Raw genomic sequence first — 3,425 nt, forward strand, 5'->3', positions numbered from 1 at the left:
TGGCGATGATCTCAGTATGGTGTGATGGGTTTAGGCCTATCACAAGCATTTGCCATGGATTGTTTCCTCGATCCCGTGAGTGTTTGCCATCTGAAAAGGCAGTGATGTCCAAGTCAAGTACACTAACCGGAGTGGTCGCAAGGCCACTCGAAAAAGCTACATTCCCGCACGGGTTTGTAGCAGTTATGTATGTTTTTGATCTGGGAATAGTTTGCACAGTTTCTTACCAGCTTCTGTGTGATACGATTGACGCAAGTCTTTCTCTTTCTGGATCAAATCAAGCGCGAAAAGGGCGTTTGGTGAATGCCTTGGCAGTAAGAGGCGATGAAAGACGTGATACTCTGCGATAAGCCATGGGGAGCTGAGAATAAGCTTTGATCCATGGATTTCTGAATGGGGCAACCCACCTGATATTTTGTTATTATTGCTACTTCGGTGGCAGCTAATAATGAGGTAAACCAGGTATTTCTAGACTGAATACATAGGTTTAGAAAAGCAAACCCGGGGAACTGAAACATCTAAGTACCCGGAGGAAAGGAAATCAATATGATACTCCCCTAGTAGCGGCGAGCGAACGGGGACCAGCCGAGCCATGAGTGTGGTTAGAATGCGTTGGAATGCGCAACCAAAGTGGGTGATAGTCCCGTATAAGAAGCATGATTGGACGTATTAAGTAGGGCGGAACACGTGAAATTCTGTCTGAAGATCGGAGGACCACCTTCGAAGGCTAAGTACTCCTTACTGACCGATAGTGAACCAGTACCGTGAGGGAAAGGTGAAAAGCACCCCGACGAGGGGAGTGAAACAGTACCTGAAACCGAACGCCTACAATCAGTTGGAGGGCCCTTGCGGCCTGACAGCGTACCTTTTGTATAATGGGTCATCGACTTGGTCTCTCAAGCAAGCTTAAGCCGTTAGGTGTAGGCGCAGCGAAAGCGAGTCTTAATAGGGCGAATGAGTTTGAGGGATCAGACCCGAAACCGAGTGATCTAGGCATGGCCAGGTTGAAGGTTAGGTAACACTAACTGGAGGACCGAACCCACATCTGTTGAAAAAGATCGGGATGAGCTGTGCCTAGGGGTGAAAGGCCAATCAAACTCGGAGATAGCTGGTTCTCTGCGAAATCTATTTAGGTAGAGCGTCGACCGAATACCCTCGGGGGTAGAGCACTGGATGGGTAATGGGGCCTTACCGGCTTACTGATCCTAACCAAACTCCGAATACCGAGGAGTACTAGTCGGCAGACACACGGCGAATGCTAACGTCCGTCGTGAAGAGGGAAACAACCCTGACCTACAGCTAAGGCCCCTAATTCATGGCTAAGTGGGAAAGCAGGTGGGACGACCAAAACAACCAGGAGGTTGGCTTAGAAGCAGCCATCCTTTAAAGATAGCGTAACAGCTCACTGGTCTAAATAAGTTGTCCTGCGGCGAAGATGTAACGGGGCTCAAGCCATGAGCCGAAGCTTAGGATGCATTTATTGCATGGTAGCAGAGCGTAGTGTGACATAGTTCCATGTGTCTTTACCCTCCTTCGGGTGGGATTAGACACAAGGAGCTTTCTGTGAAGCGGGCCTGTGAGGGATCCCGTGGAGAGATCACTAGTGAGAATGATGACATGAGTAGCGACAAAGAGTGTGAGAGACACTCTCGCCGAAAATCCAAGGGTTCCTGCTTAAAGCTAATCTGAGCAGGGTAAGCCGACCCCTAAGGCGAGGCCGAAAGGCGTAGTCGATGGGAACCAGGTTAATATTCCTGGGCCAGATGGAAGTGACGGATCTCGAGGGTAGTTCATCCTTATCGGATTGAATGGGCTGCTTAGAGGTTCCTGGAAATAGCTCCATCGTTAGATCGTACCCTAAACCGACACAGGTGGATAGGTAGAGAATACCAAGGCGCTTGAGAGAACTATGTTGAAGGAACTCGGCAAAATACCTCCGTAAGTTCGCGAGAAGGAGGCCCGGTTTCTAGGCAACTAGAGGCTGGGGGCACAAACCAGGGGGTGGCGACTGTTTATTAAAAACACAGGGCTCTGCGAAGTCGTAAGACGACGTATAGGGTCTGACGCCTGCCCGGTGCCTGAAGGTTAAAAGGAGGGGTGAGAGCTCTGAATTGAAGCCCAGGTAAACGGCGGCCGTAACTATAACGGTCCTAAGGTAGCGAAATTCCTTGTCGGGTAAGTTCCGACCTGCACGAATGGCGTAACGACTTCCCCGCTGTCTCCAACATAGACTCAGCGAAATTGAATTACCGGTCAAGATGCCGGTTACCCGCGGTTAGACGGAAAGACCCCGTGCACCTTTACTACAACTTCACACTGGCATTAGGCCGAACATGTGCAGGATAGGTGGTGGGCTTTGAAGCGTGGACGCTAGTCTGCGTGGAGCCTCCCTTGAGATACCACCCTTGTTCTGCTTGATGTCTAACCGCGGTCCGTTATCCGGATCCGGGACCCTGTGTGGTGGGTAGTTTGACTGGGGCGGTCGCCTCCTAAATTGTAACGGAGGCGCGCGAAGGTTGGCTCAGACCGGTCGGAAATCGGTCGTTGAGTGCAATGGCAGAAGCCAGCCTGACTGCGAGACTGACAAGTCGAGCAGAGACGAAAGTCGGTCATAGTGATCCGGTGGTCCCGAGTGGAAGGGCCATCGCTCAACGGATAAAAGGTACGCCGGGGATAACAGGCTGATACTGCCCAAGAGTCCATATCGACGGCAGTGTTTGGCACCTCGATGTCGGCTCATCTCATCCTGGGGCTGGAGCAGGTCCCAAGGGTACGGCTGTTCGCCGTTTAAAGAGGTACGTGAGCTGGGTTTAGAACGTCGTGAGACAGTTCGGTCCCTATCTTCCGTGGGTGTAGGATACTTGAGAGGAGTTGCCCCTAGTACGAGAGGACCGGGGTGAACGATCCACTGGTGGATCTGTTGTGGCGCCAGCCGCAGTGCAGAGTAGCTATGATCGGACAGGATAACCGCTGAAGGCATCTAAGCGGGAAGCCCCCCTCAAAACAAGGTATCCCTGAGAGCCGAGGTAGACTACCTCGTCGATAGGCCAGAGATGTAAGCGTGGTAACACGTTCAGTTGACTGGTACTAATGGCTCGATAGGCTTGATTTGATCCAGTAAAAGTAAGACTTACTGATCAAAAGCATACACACACAATCAGCGTACTGACTTGGATAGTTGAGGAATTTATTTGGTTTGGTGATCATAGCGTAAGCAATACACCCGGTCCCATCCCGAACCCGGCAGTTAAGTGCTACTGCGCCGATGGTACTGCGTCTTAAGGCGTGGGAGAGTAGGTCATCGCCAAACCTAATAAGTTCCTCAAATATAACGTATCTCTCTAGACAATGTTATAAATATAAACGCCGCGCAGCTCATCCTGCGCGGCGTTTATTCGTTCAAACAACAAAATAACATCAACAAA

General features: G+C 50.7%; 2 rRNA genes. Both read left to right on the plus strand.

Going from position 1 to position 3,425, the window contains the following annotated elements:
- Positions 1–275: 275 nt before the first annotated feature.
- A 23S ribosomal RNA gene (locus GGR95_RS18645) occupies positions 276–3,112 on the plus strand.
- A gap of 83 nt (positions 3,113–3,195) precedes the next feature.
- Positions 3,196–3,310: ribosomal RNA gene (gene rrf, locus GGR95_RS18650) — 5S ribosomal RNA — on the plus strand.
- The last annotated feature ends 115 nt before the right edge of the window (positions 3,311–3,425 follow it).

Source organism: Sulfitobacter undariae (genome assembly GCF_014196805.1).
Taxonomy (GTDB): Bacteria; Pseudomonadota; Alphaproteobacteria; order Rhodobacterales; family Rhodobacteraceae; genus Sulfitobacter; species Sulfitobacter undariae.